Consider the following 13,195-nt stretch of genomic DNA (forward strand, 5'->3'; position numbering starts at 1 on the left):
TCAGGCTGATGCCGGGGCCGCGGCGGCGTCTTCTTCGCCGGACGGGGCAGCAGGCTTGTCGCGCAGCGGCTGCCATGCGGCGCCCGCGGCGTACCAGTCGATGCGCCGGGTCATGACCATGATGGCGGCCAGGATCACGAACATCAGCAGCGAGCCCAGCATCAGCGCGTTGTCCTCCGACAGCAGCAGGCCATAGAGCGCGCCGTACAGCACCGTCAGCAGCGTGGCAAAGGCCAGCCCGCGCCGCCAGCTCTGCAGCACGAACGACAGGTAGAAGCCCAGCAGCCCGATGCAGGCACCGCTGGCCGCCAGGTAGGCCAGCGCGAACGAGATATGCTCGGACAGGCTCAGCAGCAACAGGAAGAACACCGCGAGCGCCAGGCCGACCAGCAGGTACTGGATCGGGTGGATGCGCAGGCGCTTGATGAGTTCGAACATGAAGAAGCCGGCGAAGGTCAGCAGCACGAACATGGCGCCGTACTTCACCGCGCGCTCCGCCTGCAGGTAGATGTTGACCGGATCGATCAGCGTCACCGACACCGTTTCCAGCGTGCCGTCGCCCGAGCCAGCGAGCTGGCCGCGGGCCTTGGTGTTGTACGAGGTCACGCTCCAGTTGCTGCGAAAGCCCTGCGCGGTCACGCTGCGGGTGCGCGGCAGGAAGTCACCGTCGAAACTCGGATGCGGCCAGGCGGAATCGAGCGAGATATCGTTCTGGTCGCCCACCGGGGTGAAGGCCAGCGACTGCGCGCCCAGCAGCGGCAAGGTCAGCGAGAACGGCACCACGCGCTGTGCCTGCGCGGACCTGCCATCCAGGCCGGGCTTGGCGGCCTTGGCGGGCGGCAGGTCGATCTCGGCGTGCAGGCCTTGGGACAGGCTCTTGAGCAGTGCGCCTTGCTCCAGCTTCAGCGCCTTGCCGTCCAGCTCGAACGCAGGCGCCGCCATCAGGCCGCGCGTGTCGCTGATGCCGATCGTGATGTACGGCTGGCCCACCTCAAAGCCGACGTGGCCGGCCGAGCGCGGCAGCTCGGCCGGATCGGGCAGCGCGATGGTGCCCTGCCAGCGGCTTTGCATCTCGTACACCAGCACCTTGTGAATGCCGCGGTAGCGCTCGCTCGGCGTGACCTCGCCCTTGACCCGCAGCGTGGTGGGGAAGACCAGCAACTGCCCGGCCTCCGCCTGCAGCACGGTGGCATTCGGCCGCTTGGGGTCGCTGCTGTCCGTCACGCGCAGGATCTCCTTGTACGGCAGCACCAGCACCGGGCCGGTCAGGGTTTGCGGGCCGGCGTAGCTCTGCCAGACGCTGCGCACCGCTTCCTCGCGGTAGTGCTTGCGGTCCTGCACGGCGTTGCCCACGAGGTGCAGCGGGATCAGGATCAGCAGGATCAGGAACGCCGTGATGGCGGACTTGAAAAACAGGATTCGGTTCATGGCGGCAGGCGCGCGGGAGTGACGATGCCGCTAGCTTAGGCTTGCCATGTGAGCCGCCGCGGAAGCCTGCGTGAAGCGATTCGCGCGATTGTGTGTTGAATGTGAAGCCGCTACGCCGCAGGCAGCGTCAGCGTCGCGCACGCGCCACCCTCGGCGCGGTTGGCCAGCGTGACGTCACCGTGATGCAGCGTGGCGATCTCGCGTACGAAGCACAGGCCCAGCCCGGTGCTCTTGTCTTGCCCGCCGGGGCGCGGCAGCGAATAGAAACGCTCGAACAGGCGCGGCAGCGCATAGTCGGGAACGCCGGGGCCGTGATCGGTGACGCGCACGGCGATCCTGTGCGCGGGCTCATTGCCGTGCGCCACGGACACGTCGACCGTGCTGGCCGCGGGCGCAAAGTCGATGGCATTCTCCAGCAGGTTGCCCAGCGCCTGGTGCAGCAGGAATGGATCGCCCCTCACCACCGCTGCGGGCGGGCCCGGCGGCAGCAAGCGCAGCGTCAGGTCGCGCTGGCGCGCACGCGGCTCCAGCTCATGCAGCAACTGCTCGATCAGCGGCTCCAGTGCAACCGGCGCGTGGGTCTCCAGGCTCTGGCGTTGCTCCAGCGCCGCGAGCGCCAGCAGCTTGCGGATCATTTCCTCAAGCCGCTGCGCCTGCCGGTGGATATTGGCGACGAAGCGGTTGCGGTCGGTGGCCGGCATGTCCTCCTGCAGCAGCTCGGCGGCGCCGCTGATGGCCGCCAGCGGGCTCTTCATCTCGTGCGTCAGCGTGTGGATATAGTGCTCGACGTACTGTTTGTCCTCCAGCCGCAGGCGCATGCTCTCCACCGAGCGCCCCAGCTCTGCCAGCTCGCTGGCGCCGCGCAGCGGCATCTCGGCACGCTCGCCCGACGCCACCGCACGCGCGTAGCGCTGCAGGCGGCGCAGGCCGTGCACCAGCCACAGCGTGCAGGCCAGGCCGATCACGAACGCACCGCCCATCAGCAGCAGGCCGTTGAGCAGGATCTTGCGCTGGCTGCGCTCGATGAACGGCGCCATGGTCACATTGGGCTTGGCCACGGTCAGCACGCCGATGGTCTTGTYGCCGTCGCGGATGGGTGCTGCCACGTGCATCACCGTGCTGGCGTCGTCGTCGGGGTTGGCGCGGGTGCTGCGCGCGCCGTACTCGCCGCGCAGCGTGCGGTAGACGTCGTTCCAGCGCGAGTAATCCGCGCCCACGGCGGCCTCGCCGGAATCGAAGCGCACGATGCCGCGCTCGTCCGTGATGTAGATGCGGTAGCCCACCGCATCCTTGTGCATGCCCCACACATTGGCGTCGACCTTGTCCTCGCGCAGCCGCGCCAGGCGGCGCGCGAAGGCGCCGTTGGCAATGCGGCCGCTCTTCATGTCGTCGGCGGCCAGCACCGCCAGCACGTGGGCGGTGTCGACCAGCGTGTCTTCCATGGCCTGCCGCACGCCGGGCTTGACTTCCTGCACGAACACCCGCAGCGTGAGGAAAGCCGCCAGCCCGACGATCAGGAAGAAGCCGAGGAAGATGCGAAGCCCGATATGCATGCGTAGCCGTGGGTGCGTTGTGAGTGAAGTGAAGGAGGGGCTCAGCCTTCGAGCGAATACCCCATGCCGCGATGGGTGCGGATCGAATCGCACTCGGGATCGAGCGCGCGCAGCTTGGCGCGCACCGTCTTGATATGCGTGTCGACGGTGCGGTCGATGGTGTCGACCGCGTCGTGCCAGACCAGGTCCATCAGCTGCGCGCGCGAATAGATGCGCCCGGGGTGCTGCAGCAGCAAGGCCAGCAGCCGGTACTCGTAGCGGGTCAGGTCGAGCCACTGGCCACGCCAGGCCAGGCGCGCGCCGTCGGCATCGAGCGTGAAGCCTTCGGGCGGCGCCGGGGCTTGCACCGGCGCCTGCGGTGCTGCGCGCTTGCCGGCACGCCGCAGGATCACGCGCACCCGCGCCGCCAGCTCGCGCGGCGAGAAGGGCTTCACCACATAGTCGTCGGCGCCGATTTCCAGGCCGACGATGCGGTCGATTTCCTCGTTGCGCGCGGTGAGGAAGATCACCGGCACATCGGAGAAGGTGCGCAGCGTGCGGCAGACTTCGAAGCCATTGATGTCGGGCAGGCCCACGTCCAGGATCACCAGGTCCGGCGCCTGCGCGCGCAGGCGCGCCAGCGCGGCGCTGCCAAGCGCGCAGTGCTCGACCGTCATGCCTTCGGTGGATAGCGCATAGAGGATGGTGTCCGCGATCGCGGATTCGTCTTCGATGACCAGGATGCTGGGTGGTTTCGTCAAGGCTGGATTGGCGTTGGGTTAGCGTCTGGCGGCGCGCCGCCGCCGGCGCGTTTGTTTGCTCTATAATAAGCGGGTCGCGCCGATTTGAAGACTGGCTTGCGGGCGCGCGGCGGCATGGTAACCCCTGGAGGATTGGTTTTGGGGGTTCCGGCAGCCAATATAAATGCGGCTAAAGAGGTGGGTCGGTTCCCTGCCACGCAAGGCACCGGCACGCGGGACGCAAGACCCGTGCAAAACCCGATTTGGCTGCGCCGTCGTTGATGCTGTGCTTGATGTCAGGTTTGATGTCATCCGCAGGCAACGTCCACGCAAGGCCGGTCGGGTTTTTTTACGCCTGTTTGCCAACGGGCTTATTCCATGACAGACGTAGCTCCGCCTCCTGCCGCGCTTGCCCTGCCGACCGACTCGGTCGGCATCGTCGCGCCGCAGTGCATGCATTTCACCGAGCCGCTGAAGCTGCGCAACGGCACCTCGCTCGCCGACTACGACCTGATGGTCGAGACCTACGGCACGCTCAACGCCGCCCGCTCCAACGCCGTGCTGGTGTGCCACGCGCTTAACGCCTCGCACCACGTGGCCGGCGTGTACGAGCACGACCTGCGCGATGTCGGCTGGTGGGACAACATGGTCGGCCCGGGCAAGCCGCTCGACACCGACCGCTTCTTCGTCATCGGCGTCAACAACCTTGGCTCCTGCTTCGGCTCGACTGGCCCCATGAGTGCCAACCCCGCCACCGGCCAGCCCTACGGCGCCACCTTCCCGGTGGTCACCGTGGAAGACTGGGTCAATGCCCAGGCGCGCGTGGCGGACCGGTTCGGCATCACCCAGTTCGCGGCGGTGATGGGCGGCAGCCTGGGCGGCATGCAGGCGCTGGCCTGGAGCCTGATGTACCCCGATCGGCTGCGCCACTGCATCGTGGTGGCCTCCACGCCCAAGCTGTCGGCGCAGAACATCGCCTTCAACGAGGTAGCGCGCAGCGCCATCCTGTCGGACCCCGATTTCCATGGCGGCAACTACTACGCGCACGGCGTCAAGCCCAAGCGCGGCTTGCGCGTGGCGCGCATGATCGGCCATATCACCTACCTGTCCGACGAGGACATGGCGGAGAAATTCGGCCGCGAGCTCAAGACCGATGACATCCGCTTCTCCTTCGATGTCGAGTTCCAGGTGGAGAGCTACCTGCGCTACCAGGGTGACAAGTTTGCCGAGTACTTCGACGCCAACACCTACCTGCTGATCACGCGCGCGCTCGACTACTTCGATCCGGCGCTGGCCTTCGGCGGCGATCTCACGCGCGCGGTGTCGCAGACGCAGGCCAGCTTCCTGGTGGCCAGCTTCACCACCGACTGGCGCTTCGCGCCCAATCGCAGCCGCGAGCTGGTCAAGGCCCTGCTCGACAACAAGCGCCCGGTCAGCTATGCGGAGATCGATGCGCCGCACGGGCACGATGCCTTCCTGCTGGACGACCCGCGCTATCACAACCTGATGCGCGCCTACTACGAACGCATCGCCGAGGAGATAGGCGCATGAACGCCGCGGCCAACCCCAATATCCTGGCGCTGCGCCCTGACTTCCGCGCCATCGCGCGCTGGATCGAGCCCAATTCCACCGTGCTCGACCTGGGCTGCGGCGATGGCAGCCTGCTGCGCGTGCTGCAGGACGAGCTCGACGTGCAGGCCTACGGCATCGAGATCCAGGACGAAGGCGTGCTGGCATGCGCGCAGAAGGGCGTGCATGTGATCCAGCAGAACCTGGAAGGCGGCCTGGCGCTGTTCGAGGACAAGAGCTTCGATACGGTGATCCTGTCGCAGACGCTGCAGACCATCCACAACACCGCGCAGGTCCTGCGCGAGACGCTGCGGGTGGGGCGCGAATGCATCGTGTCCTTCCCCAACTTCGGCTACTGGCCGCATCGGCTGTCGGTGTTCCGCGGGCGCATGCCGGTGTCGGAGGCGCTGCCGTACCAGTGGTACAACACGCCGAACGTGCGGGTGCTGACCATCAGCGACTTTGAATCGCTGGCGTCCAAGGTCGGCCTGCGCATCCTCGACCGCGTGGTGATGCACGAGGGCGTGACGGTCAACTGGGGCTCGAACTGGCGCGGCAGCCTGGCGGTGTACCGGGTTTGCGCCACCTGAACCGGCGAGGGCGGGGGGCTGCGCTTAGCTGCCCGCAACGCTAGCCGCTGGTCTCCAGCGCGGCCTGCGCCACCAGGTAGTCAATCAAGGCGCGCACCTTGGGGGCCAGGTGGCGGGTTGGCGTGTAGACCGCGAAGGCCGTGCCCACGTAGGGTTCGAGGATTTCCCAGTCGTCCAGCACCGGTACCAGGCTGCCCGACGCCAGCGCCGCGGCGGCCGAGAAGTCCGGCACCAGCCCAATGCCCCCGCCGGCCTGCGCCATGGCGACAATGGCCGCGCTGTTGTTGAGCGTGACCTTGGGCGGGATGCGCAGCGCCACGGTCTGCCCGTCGCGCCTGCGCCGCAGGCTCCAGCGCTCGCCGAAGGCGCCATAGCCCAGGTAGAGGCAGCGATGCCCGGCCAACGCCGCCGGCTCGGCTGGCGTGCCATGCCGCGCCAGCCAGCCGGGTGCTGCCACCAGCCGGTAACGCACCGCGCGGATTGGCCGCGCCGCCAGCCCCGGCGCCAGTTCGCGCGCAATGCGGATGGCCACGTCCACGCCTTCTTCCACCAGGTCCACCAGGCGGTCCGCCAGCGTCAGTTGCAGGTCCAGCGCGGGAAAGCGGTCCAGCAGGGCCGGCAGCCGCGGCGCCAGCCAGGCCTGCCCGAACACCACTGGTGCGCTGACCCGCAGCACGCCGTGCGGCGCGCCGCCGTGGTCGCTGGCCAGCGTGCTGACTTCCTGCGCCGCGGCCACCATCCGGGCGCACGCGGCGTGCACGGCCTGTCCGAGCTCAGTCAGGGTGAAGGCGCGCGTGGTCCGTTGCAGCAGGCTCGCGCCGATGGCCGCTTCCAGCCGCGTCACATGGCGGCTGACGGCGGAGGGTGTCATGCCAAGCTCGCGGGCGGCGGCGGAGAAGCTACCGCATTCCACCACCCGGGCGAATACGGCCATGGCGTTGAGTTGCGCGACCGGCATGGGCTGGCTCTCGCATTTGTGATCACAGGTCAAATAGTAATTGCTTATCGGATGGATTGTTGACCTGAATGCACGATGGAACAATGACGTCCAAGCGTACGAAGCTCCGTAGGAGACATCCATGAATATCGATCGATCTGGCGCCGCCGTGGCTTCCCCGGCCGCCACCCCGGCCCCGCAGGCCACGGAACCCGCCCGGCGTGGCGGTGCCTGGCGCATGGTGGCCGCCATGGCCCTGTCGGGCACCATCGGCTGGTTCGTGGTGACCAGCGGGCAGTCGCCGCCGGACGTCGTGTTTTTTCGCTGCATCTTCGGCGGCGCCGCGCTGCTGGGCACGCTCGCCCTGCGGCGCGGCTGGCAGCCCATGCGCGCCCGCGACTGGGGCTGGCTGGCGCTGGGCGGCGTTACGCTGATCCTCAACTGGCTGGCCTTGTTCTCTGCCTATTCGTACAGCGGCATTTCGGTGTCCACGGTCGTCTATCACACCCAGCCCTTCTTCCTGCTGCTGCTGGCGGCGCTGTTCCAGCGCGAGGCCATCGCGCCCGGGCGGCTTGCCTGGCTGGTGCTGGCCTTTGGCGGCGTGGTGCTGATTACCGGGCTGGAGCACGGCGGTGCCACCGGCGGCATGCTGGCCGGGGTCGGGCTGGCGATGCTGGCGGCGCTGCTGTACGCCATCACCACCATGGCCACGCGCCGCCTCAAGGGGATTCCGGCAGGGCAGATCGCGGGCCTGCAGATGGCGATGGGGGTGGTCATGCTGTTCCCCCTGGCGCATCCGGCGGTCGAGACGTTCGGCGGGCGGACCTGGGGGGCATTGCTGGCGCTAGGCCTCGTGCATACGGGCGTGATGTACACGCTGCTGTATGGCGCCTTCCAGCGCCTCAACGTGCTGTCGATCGCCACGCTCTCGTTTGTCTATCCGCTGGTGGCCATCGTGATTGATGTGCTGGTGTTCGGGGTGGTGCTCACGCCGCTACAGCTCGCTGGCATGGCGCTGATCCTGTTGGCGGTGATCGGCAACCAGCTTGGCTGGAATCCGCTGCGGCGGGCGCGGGCGGGGGGCTGACCCGGCGGCGGATTGGAGGGGGCGCCCGGTTGACGCGGTGCCAGCGCCTGTCTGCCGTTTGCAGTATTATCGAACGATCGTACTTTTTTGGTCCCCAACATGTCCGCCACGCCAGCCAGCCAGACCATCCATTCCTTCGACCACGCGATCGCGCTGGAGCCGGCGGGAGGCAATCTTTTCCACGGCCGCACCACGCCGGCCTACTGGAACATGATCGGCCCCTTCGGTGGCATCACGGCGGCCACCTTGCTGCAAGCCGTGCTGCAGCATCCCGAGCGGCTGGGCGATCCGTCCGCGCTGACCGTCAACTTTGCCGGCCCGATCGTCGAAGGGCCGTTCGTGATCGAAGCGCGTCCGGTGCGCACCAACCGCAACACCCAGCACTGGACCATCGAGCTGCGCCAGGGCGATGAAGTGGCGACCACGGCCACTGCCTTCTTCGCCGTGCGCCGCGAGACCTGGAATTGCGGCGAGGCCGTGTTCCCGCAGGTGCCGCCGGCAAGCGATGTCGCCCCGATGGCCGGTTTCGCACCGGTGCGCTGGCTGGATGCGTATGAGTTGCGGCCGGTGCGCGGCGCCAAGCCGAATGTCGAGGCCGGCACCGAGAACCCGGACAGCGTGACCCAGTTCTGGCTGCGCGACGCGCCCGCGCGCACGCCGGATTTCGCCGCGATGGCGGCATGGTGCGACACCTTCTACCCGCGCATCTTCCTCAAGCGCGCCGGCTTCGTGCCGGCCGGCACGGTGTCGCTGACCACGTATTTCCATGCCGATGCCCCGGCCCTGGCCGCGCTGGGCAACAGCCACGTGCTGGGCAGCGCCCAGGCGCAGGTGTTCCGCCAGGGCTTCTTCGACCAGAGCGCGCAGATCTGGAGCCCGCAGGGAGAACTGCTCGCGACCTCGCACCAGATCGTCTACTACAAGCAGTAAGAGGCCATTCTGAAACAGCCTCTAGGCGAGTAAGCGCTCGCGCTGCTGGGTGTCGGGGGGGGCTAGGCCGCGGCGCGGGCCCGGGCTTCGTAGCGATGCACGGTGTTGCGCATCGCCCATAGCAGCACGACGCCGGGCACCGCCGCCACCACGGTGCTCAGGTAAAACGCCGACCAGCCGAAGGCCTCCACCAGGTAGCCCGAGCTGGGGCCAACATAGACGCGCCCGACCGAGGCCAGCGCCGAGAGCAGCGCGTACTGGGTGGCCGAGAACGAGCGGTTGCACAGCGTCATCAGCAGCGCCACGAAGGCCGCCGTGCCCATGCCGCCACAGAGGTTCTCCACGGCGATGGTGGCGCCCATGGTCCACAGGTGCGGCGGCGTCACCGCCAGGATCCAGTAGCCGAGGTTGGACACCCCCTGCAAGATGCCGAACAGCATCAGTGAGCGGTACAGGCCCAGGCGCACCATCAGCGTGCCGCCGAACAGCGCGCCCACAATGGTGGCGGCCAGCCCTAGCGTCTTGTTGACCAGGCCGACTTCACCGGCCGAAAAGCCCACGCCGCGGATCAGGAAGGTGGTGGACAGGCTGCCGGCAAACGCATCGCCCAGCTTGTAGAGCACGATCAGCAGCAGCAGCCACCAGGCGCCCGGGCGCGAGAAGAAGTCGCGCAGCGGGCCCAGGATGGCTTCTTCCATGGAGCGCGGCGTGCGCGCCGGCGATTCCGCCTCGGGCGCCCACAGCAGGCTGACGATGCCGATGCCCATCAACCCCGCCATCAGCAGGTACATCTGCTGCCAGCCCAGCACGCGGTCGGCCAGCCACAGTGCCAACCCGCCCGACACCAGCATCGCCAGCCGGTAGCCCAGCACCTTGACCGCCGCTCCCACGCCACGCTCCGGCGCGCGCAGCACGTCGGTGCTGTAGGCGTCGAACACGATGTCCTGCGAGGCCGACAAGAAGGCCACCAGCGTGGCCAGCGCCGCCAGTGTCCACAGCGCCTCGTGCGGCGGGCAGAAGGCCATGCCCGCGATGCCCAGCACCAGCCCGATCTGGGTCACCAGCAGCCAGCCGCGGCGCCGGCCCAGCAGCGGCGGCGTATAGCGGTCCATCAGCGGGGCCCACAGGAACTTGAAGATATAGGCCTGGCCCACTAGCGAGAAGAAGCCGATGGTCTTGATATCCAGCCCTTCCACCGTCATCCAGGCCTGCAATGTGCCGGAGGTGAGTGCCAGCGGCAGCCCGGACGCGAAGCCCAGCGTGAGCATGGCGCCGATGCGGCGATTGCGGAAAATGTCGAGATAGGCTTGAAAGGTCATGAATCAGGATGGCAAGCGGGGCAATCGGGGCAAATCGGAGCAATCAGGCCGGGCAAGGCGCCGTGTATTATTGCATTACCGTCAGCGCCGCCCCGATGCGCGGGATATGCGGGGCCTGGACCGTGTCCTGGCCGCGTCAACCCTTGCTCACCCTGCTTGCCGAAAACCGCATCCAAGGAATCGTCCATGTCCGATCGCCAGCGTTGTCAGTACCGCCACCGGCGGGCCGGGATTGCGTTGCCACGTCGACTGGCCGCGCTGGCGCTGGCGGCCAGCGCCGCGTTGAGCATGAGTGCGGTCCAGGCCCAGGGCCAGGCCCAGCCGCAGGACGCTGAAGATGGCATCCGCGTGCAACGCGGCGGCGCGTCCATCCGCCAGATCGTGCCGGTCGAGGTCATCGAGCAGCAGGCCTCGCAGGAGTACGAGCAACTCAAGGAAGAGGCGCAGGCCAAGAAGACACTGGTTGGCGACAACAACCCGCAACTGGTGCGCCTGCGCGCCATCGCCAAGCGTATCCTGCCGCAGACCCCGCGCTGGAATGAGCGCGCGAAGCAATGGAAGTGGGAAGTCAACCTCATCAACTCCAAGCAGGTCAATGCGTTCTGCATGCCCGGCGGCAAGATCGCCTTCTACTCTGGCCTGCTCGACCAGCTCAAGCTGACCGATGACGAAGTCGCCATGGTGATGGGGCACGAAATCGCCCATGCGCTGCAAGAGCATGCGCGCGAGCGGGCGGCCAAGTCCGAGATCACCAACCTGGGCGCCAACGTGATCTCGCAACTGTTCGGTTTCGGCAACCTCGGCAATATGGCACTTGGCACCGGCGCGCAGTTGCTCACGCTGCGGTTTTCGCGCTCGGACGAGACCGAGGCCGACCTGGTCGGCATGGACATCGCCGCGCGTGCCGGCTACGACCCGCGCGCCGCCGTGTCGCTGTGGCAAAAGATGGGGGCGGTCTCGCAATCTTCGGCGCAGTCGGGCTCGGAGTTCCTCTCCACCCATCCATCGGGCCGCACCCGCATCGCCGAGCTGGAGAAGCACCTGCCCGAGGTGTTGCCGCTCTACGCGCGCGCGATCGATTCCAGCGTTGGCAAGTTGCCGGCCTATCGGGCCAATATGGCCAACCTGAGCGGCGCGCCGGTCGACAGCGGCGACGACGACCGGCAAAAGCCACTAAAAAAGTAAAGACGCCTGAGAGGCGCTCTTTATGGCGGATCCTGTACGATAAATACATCGAACCGGGGCAATGAGGAGAAGACCATGAAGCGTTGGATGCGATTCAGTCTGATGGCCGGCGCGTTGCTGGCGGGCGGCAGTGCGCAGGCGGCCGACCAGCTGCTGAGCATGCCGATCGACAAGGCGCTGGCCACACCGGGGGCCAAGGAGCGCGTGGACCCGTCGATCAGGCTGCTGTTCGGTTTCAACAAGCTGCCGGGCACCCAGGACGGCCAGTCTTTCAAGACGGTCAAGCGCATGCGCCGGCCTATTGACAACAGCCGCTCCACCGGCGGCCCGCCGCCGCCGGCCGACGACGAGTTGTGCGCCACCCTCTTCGTGCAGGCGGTGCAGGAGTTGCAGCAGTGCGCGACCAAGGAAGGCGGCAGCGCCGTGGTCGATATCCGCAGCAACTGGAAGGACGACGAGACCGCCAGCGACAGCACCTACGTCTGCGCCAAAGGCAGCGCCTACCTTGGCGTTGCGCTCAAGGGCGTCGTGGTCAAGGCCGGGATCTGACCGACGGGATTTCCCGGGGCGAAAAAAAGCCGGCGAAACCATCGCCGGCTTTTTTCATTCGTGCGGCTGGTGCCGCCGCACTAGCGCTTAAGCGTGTCAGGCGCTCAGGCCAGTCGCCTCGTCCGCGCCGACATGCACGTTCATGCATTGCACCGCGGCGCCGGCAGCGCCCTTGCCCAGGTTGTCCAGGCGCGCCATCAGCACGATGCGCTCGGCCGAGCCGAACACGAACAGGTCCACGCGGTTGGTGTCGTTGCTGGCCTGCACGTCGAAGAAGCCGCCGTCCAGGTTGGCCTCGTCGCCCACCGGCATCACGCGCACGAACTGCTCGCCTTCGTAGTGCTTGCGGTACAGATCGGCGATCTGTTCCGGCGTGACCTTGCGCGCCAGGCGATCCGGGTACACCGGCACCGTCACGGCGAGGCCCTTGAGGAAGTTGCCGACGATCGGGTTGAAGATCGGCGCCTGCGCCAGGCCGGCCTGCACGCGCATCTCCGGCAGATGCTTGTGCGCGAGGCCGAGCGAGTAGGGGCGCGGGCTGTCCAGCTTCGGGTTACCGCCGGCTTGGAACTCGGCAATCATCTGCTTGCCCCCACCGCTGTAGCCGGTCAGCGAGAACGCGGAGACCGGGTAGTCGGCCTGCATCACGCCGGCTTCCACCAGCGGGCGCACCGCCATCAGGAAGGCGCTGGCGTGGCAGCCCGGCACTGCAATGCGCTTGCTGGTGCGGATCTTCTCGCGCTGGCCGCGCGTGAGTTCCGGCAGGCCGTAGGCCCAGCTGTCGGTGGTGCGGAACGCCGTGCTGGCGTCGATCACGCAGGTATTGGGATTGGTCACCAGCGCCACGGCCTCGCGGGAGGCAACGTCGGGCAGGCACAGGAAAGCGACGTCGGCAGCATTCAGAAAGCGTGCTCGTTCGGCCGGGTCCTTGCGCTTGTCATCGGCGATACGCAGCAGTTCCACATCGGAACGGCCGGAGAGATAGTCGAGCAACCGGAGACCGGTGGTGCCTTCCTGACCATCTACGAACACTTTGAAAACCATGGCGGACTCACTCGGAAATACGAAGGGTCCCATGCCGGAATCGGATGGGAACCAGCATTGTAACTACGTTGGGGGGAACTGGTGCAGGACACGCGCGACGTGCCCAATACGTACAAGGGCGAAACGGCCATCGTTCCCGCGGTCTCGGGAGGCCTTTTTGTCCGGCGTGCGGGGAAATCGTGACCGGCAAGACCAAGCCGCCGCTGGCGCTGGTCAAGCTGCTCAAGGTGCTGGAGCGGCACCCGGAGCTGCTCGAAGAGGTGCGCTCGGCGTAGCCGGCGCGCC

The 13,195-nt window shown here is 67.4% G+C and carries 12 protein-coding genes and 1 pseudogene; 7 read left to right on the forward strand and 6 right to left on the reverse strand.

Going from position 1 to position 13,195, the window contains the following annotated elements:
• The 3 genes from creD to creB all read right to left on the reverse strand — a co-directional run bounded on the left by creD (position 1) and on the right by creB (position 3,721).
• Entirely contained in the window at positions 1 to 1,428 is a 1,428-nt protein-coding gene (gene creD, locus AC1DQR_RS04255) for a cell envelope integrity protein CreD (protein ID WP_416050243.1), read from the reverse strand.
• A 110-nt stretch (positions 1,429 to 1,538) separates the two neighbouring features.
• The gene (gene creC, locus AC1DQR_RS04260; RefSeq protein WP_477132581.1) at positions 1,539 to 2,981 is read right to left on the reverse strand and encodes a two-component system sensor histidine kinase CreC; all 1,443 of its coding nucleotides are present in this window, start codon (positions 2,979 to 2,981) and stop codon (positions 1,539 to 1,541) included.
• A 41-nt stretch (positions 2,982 to 3,022) separates the two neighbouring features.
• A complete protein-coding gene (gene creB, locus AC1DQR_RS04265; protein WP_416050245.1) occupies positions 3,023 to 3,721 on the reverse strand; it encodes a two-component system response regulator CreB in 699 nt (232 codons plus the stop codon).
• Between the two features lie 357 nt (positions 3,722 to 4,078).
• Between creB and metX the strand changes: the two genes are divergently transcribed.
• Complete coding sequence (metX, locus tag AC1DQR_RS04270) at positions 4,079 to 5,251, forward strand: homoserine O-succinyltransferase MetX (protein WP_416050246.1); 1,173 nt, start codon at positions 4,079 to 4,081, stop codon at positions 5,249 to 5,251.
• Positions 5,248 to 5,859, forward strand: coding sequence for a methionine biosynthesis protein MetW (gene metW / locus AC1DQR_RS04275; RefSeq protein WP_416050247.1), 612 nt, complete (start codon positions 5,248 to 5,250; stop codon positions 5,857 to 5,859). The genes metX and metW overlap by 4 nt, the downstream gene beginning before the upstream one ends.
• Positions 5,860 to 5,899: 40 nt before the next feature.
• Here metW and AC1DQR_RS04280 read toward each other — a convergent pair whose 3' ends face one another.
• Positions 5,900 to 6,817, reverse strand: a complete 918-nt coding sequence (locus tag AC1DQR_RS04280) for a LysR family transcriptional regulator (RefSeq protein ID WP_416050248.1) — start codon at positions 6,815 to 6,817, stop codon at positions 5,900 to 5,902.
• A 121-nt stretch (positions 6,818 to 6,938) separates the two neighbouring features.
• Between AC1DQR_RS04280 and AC1DQR_RS04285 the strand changes: the two genes are divergently transcribed.
• Together AC1DQR_RS04285 and AC1DQR_RS04290 are read left to right on the forward strand one after the other, a co-directional pair.
• Positions 6,939 to 7,883 (forward strand): DMT family transporter, encoded by a 945-nt coding sequence (locus AC1DQR_RS04285; protein ID WP_416050249.1) that lies wholly within the window; start codon positions 6,939 to 6,941, stop codon positions 7,881 to 7,883.
• 99 nt (positions 7,884 to 7,982) lie between these two features.
• A complete protein-coding gene (locus AC1DQR_RS04290) occupies positions 7,983 to 8,813 on the forward strand; it encodes an acyl-CoA thioesterase (RefSeq protein ID WP_416050250.1) in 831 nt (276 codons plus the stop codon).
• A gap of 62 nt (positions 8,814 to 8,875) precedes the next feature.
• On the opposite strand, the gene AC1DQR_RS04295 is transcribed toward AC1DQR_RS04290, so the two are convergent.
• Entirely contained in the window at positions 8,876 to 10,132 is a 1,257-nt protein-coding gene (locus AC1DQR_RS04295; RefSeq protein WP_416050251.1) for a muropeptide transporter, read from the reverse strand.
• Positions 10,133 to 10,318: 186 nt separating this feature from the next.
• On the opposite strand from AC1DQR_RS04295, the gene AC1DQR_RS04300 reads away from it, so the two are divergent.
• A complete protein-coding gene (locus AC1DQR_RS04300) occupies positions 10,319 to 11,317 on the forward strand; it encodes a M48 family metallopeptidase (RefSeq protein WP_463322594.1) in 999 nt (332 codons plus the stop codon).
• A 75-nt stretch (positions 11,318 to 11,392) separates the two neighbouring features.
• Positions 11,393 to 11,866, forward strand: a complete 474-nt coding sequence (locus AC1DQR_RS04305; RefSeq protein WP_477132582.1) for an excinuclease ATPase — start codon at positions 11,393 to 11,395, stop codon at positions 11,864 to 11,866.
• Positions 11,867 to 11,962: 96 nt separating this feature from the next.
• Here AC1DQR_RS04305 and argC read toward each other — a convergent pair whose 3' ends face one another.
• A complete protein-coding gene (gene argC, locus AC1DQR_RS04310; RefSeq protein ID WP_416050253.1) occupies positions 11,963 to 12,910 on the reverse strand; it encodes an N-acetyl-gamma-glutamyl-phosphate reductase in 948 nt (315 codons plus the stop codon).
• 78 nt (positions 12,911 to 12,988) lie between these two features.
• On the opposite strand from argC, the pseudogene AC1DQR_RS04315 reads away from it, so the two are divergent.
• Positions 12,989 to 13,185, forward strand: a pseudogene (locus tag AC1DQR_RS04315) (type II toxin-antitoxin system MqsA family antitoxin).
• The last annotated feature ends 10 nt before the right edge of the window (positions 13,186 to 13,195 follow it).

It is taken from the genome of Cupriavidus sp. 05L411 (assembly GCF_056398045.1).

Excerpts from the sequence above, each read along its gene's own strand:
- creD (WP_416050243.1), bottom strand. The coding sequence starts at position 1,428 with ATGAACCGAATCCTGTTTTTCAAGTCCGCCATCACGGCGTTCCTGATC.
- metX (WP_416050246.1), top strand. The coding sequence starts at position 4,079 with ATGACAGACGTAGCTCCGCCTCCTGCCGCGCTTGCCCTGCCGACCGAC.
- metW (WP_416050247.1), top strand. The coding sequence starts at position 5,248 with ATGAACGCCGCGGCCAACCCCAATATCCTGGCGCTGCGCCCTGACTTC.
- AC1DQR_RS04280 (WP_416050248.1), bottom strand. The coding sequence starts at position 6,817 with ATGCCGGTCGCGCAACTCAACGCCATGGCCGTATTCGCCCGGGTGGTG.
- AC1DQR_RS04285 (WP_416050249.1), top strand. The coding sequence starts at position 6,939 with ATGAATATCGATCGATCTGGCGCCGCCGTGGCTTCCCCGGCCGCCACC.
- AC1DQR_RS04290 (WP_416050250.1), top strand. The coding sequence starts at position 7,983 with ATGTCCGCCACGCCAGCCAGCCAGACCATCCATTCCTTCGACCACGCG.
- AC1DQR_RS04295 (WP_416050251.1), bottom strand. The coding sequence starts at position 10,132 with ATGACCTTTCAAGCCTATCTCGACATTTTCCGCAATCGCCGCATCGGC.
- AC1DQR_RS04300 (WP_463322594.1), top strand. The coding sequence starts at position 10,319 with ATGTCCGATCGCCAGCGTTGTCAGTACCGCCACCGGCGGGCCGGGATT.
- AC1DQR_RS04305 (WP_477132582.1), top strand. The coding sequence starts at position 11,393 with ATGAAGCGTTGGATGCGATTCAGTCTGATGGCCGGCGCGTTGCTGGCG.
- argC (WP_416050253.1), bottom strand. The coding sequence starts at position 12,910 with ATGGTTTTCAAAGTGTTCGTAGATGGTCAGGAAGGCACCACCGGTCTC.